The sequence below is a fragment of the Mesorhizobium sp. M0340 genome (assembly GCF_040321535.1).
Lineage (GTDB): Bacteria > Pseudomonadota > Alphaproteobacteria > Rhizobiales > Rhizobiaceae > Mesorhizobium.
In genome coordinates this window covers 365,639-379,950 of sequence record NZ_JAMYRR010000003.1, presented here as the reverse complement: position 1 = coordinate 379,950, position 14,312 = coordinate 365,639, and the positions used below count along the sequence as shown (strand labels likewise).

Below are 14,312 nucleotides of genomic sequence, written 5' to 3'. Positions count from 1 at the left end.
TTGCCGCGCTGACCTTCGGTTCGGGATCATCGTCTAATACCCGATGGCCTCGCCGGCTGCGGCGCGGCTGTCGATGGCGCCGTTGTAGCGGGCGCCGCCACCCTTCTCGATTTCCGCCAGGCTCTTGCCGCCGACAAGGATGCCGGCCGCCTGGCCCCAGGTCGTGTCGGCAAGATCGAGGCGGTAGCCCATGCCGGTAAGCAGCTTTTCAGTATCCGGCGACAGGCCGAAGGGTTCGATATAGACCGTGTCGGGCAGCCATTGGTGGTGGATGCGCGGCGCGTCGATCGCCTCCTGGATATTCATGCCGTGATCGATGACGTTAACGATCGCCTCCAGCGTGATGGTGATGATGCGTGAACCGCCGGGGCTGCCGATGACCATGAACGGCTTGCCGTCTTTGGCGAGGATGGTCGGGCTCATCGACGACAGCGGCGTCTTTTTCGGCGCGATCGCATTCGCCTCGCCCTGGACCAGGCCATAGAGATTGGGGACGCCGGGTTTCTGGGTGAAGTCGTCCATCTCGTTGTTGAGCAGGAAGCCGGTGCCAGCGGCGACAACGCCGGCGCCGAAAGAGCCGTTCAGCGTGTAGGTCACCGCGACGGCGTTGCCGTCATTGTCGATGATCGAATAGTGCGTCGTCTCGCTGCTTTCGCCAAAGCCCTTCGGCATCAGTTCCTGCGACACCCCGGCCCGGAACGGATCGATCTTTTCGCGGATTTCCCTGGCGTAATTCTTGTCGAGCAGTTTTGCGACCGGATTGTCCACGAAGCCGGGATCGCCGAGCGCCGAATTGCGGTCGACATAGGCGTGGCGCATCGCCTCGACCATGACGTGAACCGTCTCGGCCGAACCGGCACCTAGATAGGACAGCGGGTAGAACTCAAGCACGTTGAGGATCTCGCAGATGATGACGCCGCCGGAGCTTGGCGGCGGCGAGGAAATGATCTCGTAGCCGCGATAATTGCAGGTCACCGGCTGGAGCTCGCGCACGGCATAATTTTCGAAATCCGCCTTGGCCAGAATGCCGCCCTTCTCGCCGCTCGCCTTGACGATGGCGTCGGCGATCGCACCTTTGTAGAAGGCATCCACGCCGCGTTCCGAAATCGCGGCAAGCGAGGCCGCGAGATCGGCCTGGATGAGGCGCTCGCCGACGGCATAGGGCTTGCCGTCCGGCTTGAGGAAAATGGCGGCCGCCGCTGGGTCCCTGGCCAGCCGCTCGGCGCCGCCCAGGAGCGAGGCCACATCGCCCTGCTCCAGCACGAAACCGTCCTTGGCATAGCGGATAGCCGGCGCCAGCAAATCCTGCCGCGTCAGCGTGCCGTATTTCTCCCGCGCCATCTCGAAGCCGGCCACCGAACCGGGCACGCCGACCGCCAGATAGCCGTCGAGACTGGCGCCCTTTACCGGCTTGCCGTCCTTGTCGAGATACATGGTTTTGGTCGCGGCGAGCGGCGCGCGCTCGCGGAAATCGAGGAAGGTCGAACGGCCGTCCTTGAAGCGGATGGTCATGAAGCCGCCGCCGCCGATGTTGCCGGCGGTCGGGTAGACGACAGCCAGAGCGTAGCCGACAGCGACCGCTGCATCGACCGCGTTGCCGCCCTTCTTCAGCACCTCGACGCCGACTTGCGACGCCAGATGCTGGGCGGTCACCACCATGCCGTGCTCGCCCTTCGCCGGCTGCGGCGAGGCGGCAAAGGCGAGGAACGGCACGAAGGTCAGGGTGAGGGAAAGGGTGACGGCGATTAGGGTTCGGCGGGTGTTGTGCATGGCCGTTCTCCGAGGCGTGGGTAGGCCTAGGAAACGCGCTTGGAGAGATTGAGTCTACTGACATTAATGGGAAGATATGGCGAGGCTTGCGCCTTTATCGACACCTGGGGTTCCTCGCCCCCATTCATGGCGGAAAGGAACCCAAGCTGAAATGAAGCCACGATCCAACGCTGACAAGCAATTTTGTTCTTGCTTTGTGCCGGCAGCTATGCTACTAATCCAACTATGGTGCTGAATCGCACCGCGACCCGCCTCAGGCGGGTTTTTCTTTTTCGACCCGTTCCTTCAAACAATCCCGCCGCCGACGCTCGCCACCGCCGGCCGTTCCGCTGCAACCTTCGCCCGGTAGCCGGCGGCGCGGTAGGCGCCGACCGGATCGATGGCGCCGCCTGTCTTCAGCCGTGCCGTGGCAAGTATCGGCTCGACATCGGTGCGATAAGCTATCTTCAGCGTCTGCGTCGCCATCAGCGCGTCGTTGGTATCCTGGAAGCCTTCGAGCGCCCTGCGGTCGACCAGCAGCGCCTGCGCATAGGCGCGCTGCACTTCTATCGCCGACAGCATCAGGCTTTCGATCGGATCGGTGACGTTATGGCTCTGGTCGAGCATGTGGGCCGGATCGAAGCCTTCGGCGCCTGAAAGCTCGGCATCGACCAGTTCGTTGAAGACCAGAAACAGGCGGTAGGGATCGATCGAGCCGGCGTCGAGGTCGTCGTCGCCATATTTCGAATCGTTGAAGTGGAAGCCTCCGAGTTTTTTGAACTGGATCAGCCGCGACACGATCATCTCGATATTGACGTTGGGGGCGTGATGGCCGAGGTCGACCAGGCAGAACGCCTTGTCGCCAAGCTCTTTGGCGATGATGTAGTTGGTGCCCCAATCCTGCACGACCGTCGAATAGAAGGCCGGCTCGTACATCTTGTGTTCGGTGAACAGCTTCCAGTCGTCCGGCAGCCCGGCATAGATCTCCTTCATCGCGTCGAGATAGCGCTCGAATGCCTTGGCGAAGTTGACCTGGCCGGGAAAGTTCGAGCCGTCGCCGATCCACACCGTCAGCGCTTTCGAGCCCAGCGTCCTGCCGATCTCGATGCATTCGAGGTTGTGCTCGACCGCCTGCCGGCGTGTTGCTGCATCGGCATGTGACAGCGAGCCGAATTTATAGGAAAGCTTCTGGTCGCTGGCGTCGGAGAAGGTGTTGGAGTTGATGGCGTCGAAGCCGAGACCGAAGCGGGATGCCGCCTGCTTCAGCCGGTTCGGATCGGCCTTGTCCCAGGGAATATGCAGCGAGACGGTCGGCGTCGCCTGCGTCAATTGCCGGATGACGGCGCAGTCCTCGAGCTTGTCGAAAATGTCGCGCGGCTCGCCGGCGCCGGGAAAACGGGCAAAGCGGGTGCCGCCGGTGCCGACGCCCCAGGACGGGATCGCCACGGCGAATTTCTCGACCTTGTCTCTGACAGCGTCGATGGCGATGCCGCGGCGGTCGAGGCGCTCGCCGAGAGAGTCGTAATCGCGCTTGAGGTCGGCGTTGCGCGCGGCATTATGCTTGTCGACAAGGTCGACGGAGATGATGGTTTCGGACATGGTTCCTCCCAAATGCGTTCGGTTGGCGCTGCCCCTTACCCGCCTGCCGGCACCTTCTCCCCGGGGAGAAAGGTAAAGCTCCGGCCTCGGCGCCAACCCCTCAAAGACGGTCGCTTATCGCGTAAAACTCTGCGCGTTGCCGGCGTCGACGTTGATGATGTTGCCGGTCGATTTTGCCGACATGTCGGAGGCGAAGAAATAGATCGCCTCGGCGATGTCCTCTGGGAACACCGAGCGCTTCAGCATCGAACGCGAGCGGTAATGCTCCTCGAGATCGTCGGTCGACATCTTGTAGGCGGCGGCGCGCTGTTCCTTCCACTCGCCGCTCCAGATCTTCGAGCCGCGCAGCACGGCGTCGGGATTGACGACATTGACCCTGATCTGTGCTTCCGCGCCTTCCAGCGCCAGACAGCGTGCCAGATGGATCTCGGCGGCCTTGGCCGTGCAATAGGCGGCGGCGTTGGGCGATGCGGCAAGCCCGTTCTTGGAAGCGACGAAGACGACGTTACCGCCGATCTTCTGCGCCCGGAACAGCCGGAACGTTTCGCGCGAAACGAGGAAGTAGCCGGTCGACAAGATGTCCATGTTCTTATTCCACAGCGCCAGCGTGGTTTCCTCGATCGGCGCCGAGGAGGCCAGACCGGCATTCGACACGAGGATATCGATGCCGCCGAATTCGACAGCCGTCTCGGCAAAGCCGGAGATCACCTGGTCCTCGGACGTGACGTTGATGACGACGGGCCGCACGAAATCCTTGCCATAGGCCTTGGCAAGCTCGTCATTGGCGCTGGCAAGGGCTGCCTCGTCGATGTCGGCCAGCACGACGCACGCGCCTTCGCGCAGCAGCCGGTTGGCGGTGGCCCGGCCGATGCCGCCGGCGCCGCCGGTGACCAGCGCAATCTGGCCGGCAAGGGCCTTTGGTTTCGGCAGGCGCTGCAGCTTTGCCTCTTCGAGCAGCCAGTATTCGATGTCGAAGGCTTCCTGGTCGGGCAGGCCGACATAGGTCGACACCGTCGAGGCGCCGCGCATGACGTTGATGGCGTTGACGTAGAATTCGCCTGAAATGCGCGCCGTCGCCTTGTCGCCGGCGAAGGTGAACATGCCGACGCCGGGCATCAGATAGACGACGGCGTTGGGATCGCGCACCGGCGGCGAATCCGGGTGCTTGCAGCGGTCATAATAAGCCTGATAGCCGACGCGATACTCCGCCACGTCATCGGCAAGACGGGCAATGACGGCATCGACGTCGGGATTTTGAGGGTCGAACTGGATGACCAGCGGCCGGATCTTGGTGCGCAGGAAATGGTCCGGGCAGGACGTGCCGAGTGCCGCCAGCGGCCGCAAATCCCTGGAATTGACGAATTCGAGCACGGCAGGCGAATCATCGAAATGGCCGAGCTTGTGGCTGTTCTCGGAGATCAGGCCGCGGATCCTCGGCATCAGTTTTGCGGCCACGGCGCGACGCGCCGGCGCATCGAGGGATTTGACGACTTCGCCGCCGAAGATCGCCTTGTCCTGGCTTTTGCGCTCGAACCAGTCGATTGCCTGGTTGATCACCGAGATCGTCGTCTCGTAGCATTCCTTCGGCGTGTCGCCCCAGCTGAACAGACCATGGCTGGCCAGCACGACGCCCTTGGCGTCGGGGTTCTCGAGGCAGAATTTCTCCAGCCACAGGCCGAGTTCGAAGCCCGGACGTTTCCATGGCAGCCAGCCGATCGTGTCGCCGAAGATCTCCTTGGTCAGCGCCTGCGAATCCTTGGCAGCGGCAATGGCGATGATGGCGTCGGGATGCATATGATCGACATAAGGCTTCGGCACGAAGGCATGCAGCGGCGTGTCGATCGAGGCCGCGCGCGGGTTGAGATTGAAGGTGCAATGAGGCAGATAGCCGACCATCTCGTCTTCATGTTCGAGGCCGCGATAGAGACCCTTCAGCGCCCGCAGTTTATCCATGTAGAGCGTGGCGAAGCCGTCGAGCTTGATCGAGGCGCTGTCGCCGCCCGAGCCCTTGACCCACAGCACTTCCACGCGTTCGCCGGTTAGCGGATCGTTTTGCCAGATCTTGGAGGAGGTGTTGCCGCCGCCATAATTGGTGACGCGCTTGTCGGAGCCAAGAACATTCGAGCGATAAACCAGACGTTCCGGTTCGCTCATTGCTTGCGCTTTTGCGTCATCCCAAAGATTGGCGAGGCGCGTGCCGGAGCGCTTGTCGAGCATAGGTATCCTCCCTTTGGGACACGCAAACGGCGCCGGTCCCTTTTGTACGAATTTCTACGCAAGCGGCTGTCTTGTCAATCACAAACGATCAATATCAGTCATATTGCACTGCACAATGAAATTATCTGATCGGAAATGATTGACACTGCGCGCTTTGGGTGCCTAGATGCTCAAGCAGGGAGGAACCATGCACGAGAAAGAGCGCCACAGGATCATTCTGTCCGCCGTCCAGGAAAAACCTGTGGTGACGGTGCAGGAGATGGTCGACCTGACGGAGTCGTCCGAGGCGACGATCCGGCGCGACATCGCGGCATTGCACGTGCAAAAGCGCCTGCGCCGGGTGCGCGGCGGTGCAGAGGCGCTTTCGCCGCCGCAGTTCATCGGCCTTGCCGGCCGGCCCTTTTCCGTCAACGAGACCATCAACGCTTCGCAGAAACGGGCAATCGCGCGGGAAGCCGTGGAACTCTGCAAGGATGGCGAGCCGATCATCATCAATGGCGGCACCACCACCTTCCAGATGGTGCACTTCCTGACCGGCCGGCGCATGCCGATCTTCACCAATTCCTTTCCGATCGCCGAGCACCTGCTCAGACATTCCAAGAACACGGTAATGCTGTCGGGCGGCACCATCTACCGCGAGCAGAACATCATCCTGTCGCCCTTCGACAATGACGTGACACGCAATTTTTACGCGCGCCGCATGTTCATGGGCGCGCAGGGACTGGGACCGCTCGGTCTGATGGAAGGCGACCCGCTGCTGATCCAGGCCGAGCAGAAGCTGATCGACCAGGCAGACGAGTTGGTGGTGCTGGTCGATTCCTCGAAGTTCCGCAAACGCTCGAGCCTGATCCTGTGCGGCCTGTCGCGCATCGCCACGGTGATCACCGACGACGGCATCGAGGATCGCGAAGCCAAGATGCTGGAGACCGCCGGCGTGACGCTGATCATCGCCCGCACAACGGCAGGCAATAAGGAAGAATCTTCGCTGCAGGCCTGAGAAAACTCACGCCCGCAGCGGCGATGGAATGCAACGCTCAAGGGAGGATATTCGATGAGCTTCTTTAGGAAATTGATGGTTACGGCGGCGTTCTCCGCCGCCATGTTCGTGAATGCCGCCTATGCCGAGAACGTCAAGATCGCGCTGGTGGTGAAGTCGCTCGGCAACGGCTTCTTCGACGCCGCCAACAAAGGCGCCGAAGAGGCGGCCAAGGAACTAGGCGATGTCGACATCATCTACACCGGCCCGACCAAGGCGACCGCCGAAGCGCAGATCGAAGTGGTCAATTCGCTGATCGCACAGAAGGTCAACGCCATCGCCATTTCGGCGAACGACGCCGACGCGCTGGTGCCGGTGCTCAAGAAGGCGATGGAGCGCGGCATCACCGTCATCTCGTGGGATTCGGGCGTCGCGCCGGAAGGACGCCAGCTTCACCTCAACCCCTCCGACACCAACCTGATCGGCGAGACCATCATCAAGCTTGCCGCCGACTACCTGCCTGAAGGCGGCGACGTCGCCATCCTGTCGGCTTCGTCGACGGCGACCAACCAGAATGCCTGGATCGACGCGGCCAAGAAGGTGCTGCCGGAGAAGTTCCCCAAGATCAAGCTCGTCGCCACCGTCTATGGCGACGACGACTCGGCCAAGAGCACGGATGAAGCCAAGGGTCTTTTGAAGTCCTATCCGAACCTCAAGGCGATCATCGCACCGACCACGGTCGGCGTCGTTGCCGCCGCGCAGGTGGTTACCGACGAAGGCCTGATCGGCAAAGTCAACGTCACCGGCCTGGCGCTGCCGTCGGAGTTCAAGAAGTTCATCGACAATGGCGCCAGCCAAGCGGTTGCCCTGTGGAACCCGATCGATCTCGGCTACTCCGCCGTCTACCTCGCCCACGACCTGGCGGTGAAGAAGGAAGAAGCCAAGCCCGGTGCTACGCTGTCGATCGGCCGCGTCGGCAAGGTCACGCTTGACGACACCAACTCGGCTGCCATGGCTCCGCCCTTCCAGTTCGACAAGTCGAACATCGAAAAGTTTTCCAAGATCTATTGATCCTGGAGCCTTCGAAACCGTGCGGCGGGGCTCAGGTCCCGCCGCGCTTTCAAACGAACCTTGTTTCAGGGCTTGATACGATTATGGACACGACAGCCCAACACGAGATGGCGAAGGAAACGCCTTTGTCCTCCGGACCGCGCCTGACGCTGTCCGGCATCTCGAAAAGCTTTCCCGGCGTGCGCGCGCTGCACGACGTCGGCCTGTCGCTCTATCCCGGCCAGGTAACCGCGCTGATCGGCGAAAACGGCGCCGGCAAGTCGACGCTGGTCAAAATAATGACCGGCATCTACCAGCCGGATGCTGGCACCATCAGCATCGACGGCCAGCCGGTCACACTGCCCAGCGCGCACGCCGCGTTCGGGCACGGCATCACCGCCATCCACCAGGAAACGGTGCTGTTCGACGATCTGACGGTGGCCGAAAACATCTTCCTCGGCCATGCGCCGCGCACGCGTTTCAAAACCATCGACTGGCGCACCATGCGCAAGAATGCCCGCGAGGTGCTCGACACGATGGGCGCCGGCCATATCGAAGCCGAGGCCAGGCTGAAGGATCTCGGCATCGCCAACAAGCACCTCGTGGCGGTTGCCCGCGCCATGTCGATCGACGCCCGGATCGTCATCATGGACGAGCCGACGGCAGCGCTTTCGATGAAGGAGATCGAAGAGCTTTTCCTGCTGATCGAATTCCTCAAGAGCGACGGCAAGGCGATCCTGTTCATCAGCCACAAATTCGATGAGATCTACCGCATCGCCGACCGCTATACCGTGTTCCGCGATGGCGAGATGGTCGGCGAAGGCCTGATCAAGGACGCCGGCCAGAGCCAGATCGTGCGCATGATGGTCGGCCGCTCGGTCGATCACATCTTTCCGCAGCGCAAGGCCGAGATCGGCGCGCCGGTGCTGGCCGTCTCCGGCCTGTCGCACCCGACCGAGTTCGACGACATAGGCTTCGAGCTGCACAGGGGCGAAATCCTTGGCTTCTACGGCCTTGTCGGCGCCGGGCGCAGCGAGGTGATGCAGGCGATATCGGGCATCACCCGCACCAGCCGCGGCACGATCACGCTGGAAGGCAAGGCGATCGCGCCGAAATCGGCGGCGGATTCGATCGATGCCGGCATCGTCTATGTGCCGGAGGAACGCGGCAAGCAAGGTGTGGTGATCGGCCTGCCGATCTTCCAGAACGTTTCGCTGCCTTCGCTCAAACGGACATCCAAATCCGGCATATTGCGGCTGGCCGAAGAGTTCGCGCTGGCCCGCTCCTACACCGAGCGGCTCGATCTGCGCGCCTCCTCGCTCAGCCAGGACGTCGGCACGCTGTCGGGCGGCAACCAGCAGAAGATCGTCATCGCCAAATGGCTGGCGACCGCGCCCAGGGTGATCATCCTGGACGAGCCGACGAAGGGCATCGACATCGGCTCCAAGGCGGCCGTGCACGGCTTCATGGCCGAGCTCGTCGCGCAAGGCCTGTCGGTGATCATGGTGTCGTCCGAACTGCCGGAAATCCTCGGCATGTCCGACCGCGTCGTCGTCATGCGCGAGGGCCGCATTGCCGCTGTCTACGACAATAAGGGGCTCGACGCCGAAACCTTGGTCAGGACGGCAGCGGGGATCGCGTCATGAAGGCTTTTCTCAGATATCGCGAGGTCTGGCTGCTGGCGGCAATCGTCGTGCTGATCGGGCTGATCTCAACGCGGTTTCCAGGTTTTGCCGATCCGGCCAATCTGCGCCAGGTGTTCAACGACACGTCGATCCTGATGATCCTGGCGCTCGGCCAGATGGTCGTCATCCTGACCCGCTCGATCGACCTGTCGATGGCTTCCAACCTCTGCTTCACCGGCATGGTGGTGGCGATGCTGAACGCCGCGCATCCGGCGATCCCGATCCCGCTGCTGATCGTCATCGCACTGCTGGTCGGCCTGGTGCTCGGCGCCATCAACGGCCTGCTGGTATGGCGGTTGAACATTCCCTCGATCGTGGTAACGCTCGGCACCCTCACCATCTACCGCGGCGCCACCTTCGTCATATCAGGCGGCGCCTGGGTCAACGCCGACCAGATGAGCGCTGAGTTCATCGGCCTGCAGCGCGCGGCTTTCCTCGGCATTCCGGTTCTGTCCTGGATCGCCATACTGGTCATTGCATTGTTTTTCCTCGTGATGACGCGCACCGCGCTCGGCCGCTCGATCTATGCCATCGGTGTCAACCCGACCGCATCGGTCTATGCCGGCATCGATGTCGGCCGGACGAAATTCATCGTCTTCTGCATCTCGGGGATGATCGGCGGCCTCTGTGGCTATCTGTGGATCTCGCGCTACGTCATCGCCTCGGTCGAGGTCGCCAATGGTTATGAGCTCAATATCATCGCCGCCTGCGTCATCGGCGGCATTTCGATTGCCGGCGGCATCGGTTCGGTCGGCGGCGCGGTGCTCGGCGCGCTGTTCCTCGGCATCATCTCCAACGCGCTGCCGGTGATCAACATCTCACCCTTCTGGCAGATGGCGATTTCGGGCAGCGCCATCATCCTGGCCGTGGTGCTCAACGCACGCGGCGAACGCCGGCAAGGCCGCATCATTCTCAAAAAGGCGGAAGCGGCATGACCGACACCCCTGCTCCACGCCACATTCCCGACCGGCTCGACAAGCCATTCACTGCGGCGGTCTTCTCCTGGGAGGCGCTGCTCGTCGCGGTGGCGGTCGCCATCTTTGCCGTCAACAGTTTTGCCTCGCCCTATTTCCTCGACGCGTGGTCGCTCTCAGACCTGACCTTCAACTTCACGGAAAAGGCGCTGATCGCGCTGGCCATGGCGCTGCTGATCATCTCCGGCGAAATCGACCTGTCGGTCGCCGCCATCATTGCGCTGGCGTCAACGATGATGGGCATGGCGGTGCAGGCCGGCGCCGGCACACCTGCGCTGGTGGCAATCGGCCTCGTCGTCGGGCTCGGCTGCGGCGCCTTCAACGGGCTGCTCGTCACCAGGCTCGGCCTACCGTCGATCGTCGTCACCATCGGCACGATGAGCCTGTTTCGCGGCAGTGCCTTCATCATCCTCGGCGACCAGGCCTATAAGGGCTATCCCGCGAGCTTCGCCTTCTTCGGCCAGGGCTATGTCTGGTGGGTCGTGTCGTTCGAACTGACGCTGTTCCTGATCGCGGCAGTTATCTACTGGTTCCTTCTGCACCGGACGAGCTTCGGTCGCCGGGTCTTTGCCATCGGCAACAACCCGGTCGCGGCGCAGTTTTCCGGCGTACGTGTCGGCCGCATCAAATTCATCCTGTTTTGCCTGACCGGCCTGATGGCGGGTATCGCCTCGGTGCTGATTACATCCCGGCTCGGCTCGACCCGGCCGTCGATCGCACAGGGCTACGAGCTTGAAGTCATCACCATGGTGGTGCTCGGCGGCGTCAGCATCCTTGGTGGCGCCGGCAGCATTTTGGGCGTGGTGCTGGCGGCCTTCATCATGGGACTGGTGACCTTCGGCCTCGGCCTGCTCAACGTGCCGGGGATCGTCATGTCGATCTTCATCGGCCTGCTGCTGATCATCGTCATCGCGCTGCCGATCCTGTGGCGGCGCGTGCGGCGGGAGCGCTTTGCCTGATGCCCGAAAAATATGCGTTCAAGATGAAGCTCAATCCGGGCATGAAGGCCGAATACAAGAGGCGCCACGACGGCATCTGGCCGTCACTCGTAGCGTTGCTGAAACAGGCCGGCATCTCCGACTATTCGATCCATCTCGACGAGGAGACCAACATACTGTTCGGCGTGCTGTGGCGACGCGATGACCACGGCATGGACGAATTGCCGAAGCATCCGGTGATGCAGCGTTGGTGGGCCGAGATGGCGGACATCATGGAGACCAGGCCGAACAACGAGCCGGTGGCGGTGCCGCTGGAAACAATGTTCCATATGGAATGACTCGCAACGTCGCCGTCATCGATATCGGCAAGACCAACGCCAAGGTGGCGCTGGTCGATCTCGCCACATCGAGCGAAGTGGCCCTGCGCACGGTGGCGAACGAGCCGGTTCGGCAAGGCCAGTACCCCCACCATGACGTCGAGCGGTTATGGGCGTTTATCCTCGGCAGCCTGGCCGAGATCGATCGCGAGCAGCGCATCGATGCGATATCGATCACCACCCATGGCGCAACGGGCGTGCTGGTCGACGCATCAGGCGAACTGGCGCTGCCGGTGCTCGACTACGAATTCGACGGGCCGGATGCCCTTGCCAGGGACTATGACACGATCCGTCCCGCGTTCTCCGAGACCGGCACGCCGCGCCTGCCGGCCGGCCTCAATCTCGGTGCGCAGCTGTTCTGGCAGCAGAAGCGCTTTCCGGCGGATTTCGCCAGAACCGCCGCGATGCTGATGTATCCGCAATACTGGGCCTTGCGCCTGACCGGCGTCGCCGCCAGCGAAGTGACGTCGCTCGGCTGCCACACTGATCTATGGAACCCGTGGAAAGCGGATTTTTCCTCGCTGGTCGACCGGCTGCAATGGCGCCGGCTAATGGCGCCGGTGCGGTCGGCCAAGGACCGCCTGGGGCCGATCCTGCCCGCCCTTGCCCGACAAATCGGCCTCGATCTGCAAACGCCGGTGTTTTGCGGCCTGCACGATTCGAACGCCTCGCTGCTGCCGCATCTTCTGTCCGACAAGCCGCCCTTCTGCGTCGTCTCGACCGGCACCTGGGTGGTGTCGATGGCGATTGGCGGCAACAAGGTCGGGCTCGACCCGGCACGCGACACGCTGGTCAATGTCAACGCGCTCGGCGATCCCGTGCCGTCGGCGCGCTTCATGGGCGGCCGTGAGTTCTCCCTGCTGACCGAGGGCCAATCGCAGAACTGGACGGAAGACGATGTTGCTACGGTGCTGGCGCGCAAGACGTCCTTATTGCCTTCCACGCAACAGGGTTCGGGGCCGTTTCCGCATCGTACCGCATCATGGTTTAACGCGGACGGTATGAGCGCCGGCCAGCGCTTTGTCGCCATCTCGTTCTACCTGGCGCTGATGACCGCGACCTGCCTCGACCTGATCGGCGCCGAGGGGTCAACCATCGTCGAAGGACCCTTCGCCCGCAACCGGCTGTTCACCCGCATGCTGGCTGCGGCGACAGCACGCGCCGTCACTGCCTCCGAGGCTGCGACAGGCACCAGCATCGGCGCCGCGCTGCTGGCGTCGGACCAGGGGACACCGCAAGGCAGAGGCGAAAGGACCGAACCGTCGGCCGATCCGGTCTGGACAAGTTACGTGCGCTCCTGGCGTTCGGCGGTCGACGAACGAGCCTGACCGCCGAGTTCATGGCGTCCTGATGTTCGGAGATGCCTAAAGCGCATCGCGTTCGATCGGCCTCATGCGATGCGCTTTAGGTTCTTGTTTTTAATGCATGTCGTTATCGCAAAACCGCTGCACACTTTTGCGCGACATGCATTAGCCCGCGTAGAGCAATCCCTGCGGATCGATCTCCGGCTTGCGGCCGGCAACGAGGTCGGCGAGGAACTTTCCCGAACCGCAGGCCATGGTCCAGCCGAGATGGCCGTGGCCGGTGTCGAGGTAGAGATTGTCGTACCGCGCCCGGCCGATGACCGGCACGGAGTTCGGCATCATCGGGCGAAGTCCGGCCCAGAGCTCGGCCTTGCTCTCGTCGAAGGCGCCGGGGAACAGGTCCTTGCCGGTGTTCAGGATCGAGTTGAAATCGCGCGGCTTGAACGTGCGGTCGAAACCGGTGAACTCGGCCGTCGAGGACATGCGCAGCCGATTTCCCAGCCTGGAATAGCCGATCAGCCGGTCCTCGTCGGCGCCGCCCATGATCGGCCCCTTGCTTTCATCTTCCAGCGGAACAGTCACGGTATAGCCCTTCACCGGATAGACGGGCAGATCGATGCCGTAGCGGCGGCCGAGCAGACCGCTCTCCGGCCCCATGGAAATAACCACCGCGTCACCGGCCACCGGGCCGGCCGAGGTCATCACCGCGCGCACGCGGCCGCCGTCGATGTCGAGGCCTTCGACCGTCGTGCCGTAGAGGAACTGGACGCCGAGTTTTTCGGCGGCATAGGCAGCGAGGCGCTGCGTGAATTGGCTGGAGTCGCCGGTCTGGTCGATCGGCGAATAGACGCCGCCGGCTATCTTGTCCTTGGCGGCGGCAAGGCCGGGCTCGAGCTCGACCAGCCGGTCGCGGCCGACGATCTCGATCGGCAGGCCGTGTTCGCCGAGATAGCGATAATTGTCGGTGCCGGTATCAAAGCTTTGCTGCGAGCGGAAGAAATAGAGAATGCCTTTCTTGCGCTCGTCATAGTGGATGCCGGTTTCGGCGGAGACGGCGTTGATGCAGTCGCGCGAATAGAGCGCCAGACGCAGCTTGACGTCGGTGTTGGCGCGCATGCGCTTATGCGTGCACTGGCGCAGGAAGCGCAGGCTCCAGGCGAAAAAATACGGATCGAAGCGCAGCCGCACCTTGATGCCGAGATCGTGGTTGTAGAGGCCGCGCAGGAACGTCTTCAGCGCGGCTGGCGAGGCCCAGGCGGTGGCGTCTCCGGGCGACACCAGGCCGGCATTCGACCGGCTGGTGCCGCGTGCCGCCGCCGGATGGCGCTCGATCACCGTCACCTCATGGCCGTCGCTGGCCAGATAATAGGCCGCCGCCGTACCGACGACGCCGGCTCCAAGCACCAGGATTTTCATTCCGCCCCCAGCGCGCTGAACCAAACT

At 62.8% G+C, this 14,312-nt stretch carries 11 protein-coding genes; 7 read left to right on the top strand and 4 right to left on the bottom strand.

Features of this window, described 5'->3' with window-relative positions; genetic code table 11:
• Window positions 1-33 precede the first annotated feature (33 nt).
• From ggt to NKI79_RS06520, 3 genes are all read right to left on the bottom strand, one after another.
• Window positions 34-1,770 carry a gamma-glutamyltransferase gene (ggt, locus tag NKI79_RS06530; RefSeq protein ID WP_352475899.1) on the bottom strand — a complete coding sequence of 579 codons (1,737 nt, stop codon included), beginning with the start codon at window positions 1,768-1,770 and terminating at the stop codon, window positions 34-36.
• Window positions 1,771-2,055: 285 nt separating this feature from the next.
• Window positions 2,056-3,348: an L-rhamnose catabolism isomerase gene (rhaI, locus tag NKI79_RS06525; protein ID WP_352800553.1), complete on the bottom strand. Its 1,293-nt coding sequence runs from the start codon at window positions 3,346-3,348 to the stop codon at window positions 2,056-2,058.
• A gap of 114 nt (window positions 3,349-3,462) precedes the next feature.
• Window positions 3,463-5,565 (bottom strand): bifunctional rhamnulose-1-phosphate aldolase/short-chain dehydrogenase, encoded by a 2,103-nt coding sequence (locus NKI79_RS06520; protein ID WP_352800551.1) that lies wholly within the window; start codon window positions 5,563-5,565, stop codon window positions 3,463-3,465.
• Between the two features lie 187 nt (window positions 5,566-5,752).
• Here NKI79_RS06520 and NKI79_RS06515 point away from each other — a divergent pair, with 187 nt between their 5' ends.
• The 7 genes from NKI79_RS06515 to NKI79_RS06485 all read left to right on the top strand — a co-directional run bounded on the left by NKI79_RS06515 (window position 5,753) and on the right by NKI79_RS06485 (window position 12,893).
• A complete protein-coding gene (locus NKI79_RS06515; RefSeq protein ID WP_352644289.1) occupies window positions 5,753-6,562 on the top strand; it encodes a DeoR/GlpR family DNA-binding transcription regulator in 810 nt (269 codons plus the stop codon).
• A gap of 54 nt (window positions 6,563-6,616) precedes the next feature.
• Window positions 6,617-7,612, top strand: coding sequence for a rhamnose ABC transporter substrate-binding protein (gene rhaS / locus NKI79_RS06510; protein WP_254820009.1), 996 nt, complete (start codon window positions 6,617-6,619; stop codon window positions 7,610-7,612).
• 83 nt (window positions 7,613-7,695) lie between these two features.
• A complete protein-coding gene (locus NKI79_RS06505) occupies window positions 7,696-9,237 on the top strand; it encodes a sugar ABC transporter ATP-binding protein (protein WP_352800548.1) in 1,542 nt (513 codons plus the stop codon).
• Window positions 9,234-10,211, top strand: a complete 978-nt coding sequence (locus NKI79_RS06500; protein WP_254820007.1) for an ABC transporter permease — start codon at window positions 9,234-9,236, stop codon at window positions 10,209-10,211. Before NKI79_RS06505 ends, NKI79_RS06500 begins: the two co-directional genes overlap by 4 nt.
• Complete coding sequence (locus NKI79_RS06495) at window positions 10,208-11,209, top strand: ABC transporter permease (protein ID WP_352800546.1); 1,002 nt, start codon at window positions 10,208-10,210, stop codon at window positions 11,207-11,209. Before NKI79_RS06500 ends, NKI79_RS06495 begins: the two co-directional genes overlap by 4 nt.
• Window positions 11,209-11,526, top strand: a complete 318-nt coding sequence (gene rhaM / locus NKI79_RS06490; protein ID WP_352800544.1) for an L-rhamnose mutarotase — start codon at window positions 11,209-11,211, stop codon at window positions 11,524-11,526. Before NKI79_RS06495 ends, rhaM begins: the two co-directional genes overlap by 1 nt.
• Window positions 11,523-12,893 carry an FGGY-family carbohydrate kinase gene (locus tag NKI79_RS06485; RefSeq protein ID WP_352800543.1) on the top strand — a complete coding sequence of 457 codons (1,371 nt, stop codon included), beginning with the start codon at window positions 11,523-11,525 and terminating at the stop codon, window positions 12,891-12,893. The genes rhaM and NKI79_RS06485 overlap by 4 nt, the downstream gene beginning before the upstream one ends.
• 141 nt (window positions 12,894-13,034) lie before the next feature.
• Here NKI79_RS06485 and NKI79_RS06480 read toward each other — a convergent pair whose 3' ends face one another.
• Window positions 13,035-14,285 (bottom strand): D-amino acid dehydrogenase, encoded by a 1,251-nt coding sequence (locus tag NKI79_RS06480; RefSeq protein ID WP_352800541.1) that lies wholly within the window; start codon window positions 14,283-14,285, stop codon window positions 13,035-13,037.
• Window positions 14,286-14,312 lie beyond the last annotated feature (27 nt).